General features: G+C 41.7%; 1 protein-coding gene. It reads right to left on the bottom strand.

Annotated features, from left to right (window positions below; all coding sequences use genetic code 11):
• Positions 1-276, bottom strand: a 276-nt coding sequence (locus FW754_RS16420; RefSeq protein WP_446325266.1) for a hypothetical protein, incomplete at both ends; no start/stop codon positions are given.

Consider the following 276-nt stretch of genomic DNA (forward strand, 5'->3'; position numbering starts at 1 on the left):
ACTTCAGATGTCATTCTTGTATTTAACGTGCCGACTTCTGTTCCTATACGCGTATTCAGCGTTCCCACTTCGGTTGTCACTCGACCATCTAAAGTGCTAATGGCCGTATTCGTTGTATATAACTGTCCGCCTGTTACCGCATCTTTTGAGCTTACTGTTGAAATATCACCATTTTGTAAATTGGTAATTTTCGTACCACTTGTACCTTTCAGCGTAATGACATCTTGTGTCGTAGTATCATATTGCACTGCCAATTGGTTAAGTGTGCCTTGACCC

Source organism: Acinetobacter sp. 1207_04, from assembly GCF_052850415.1.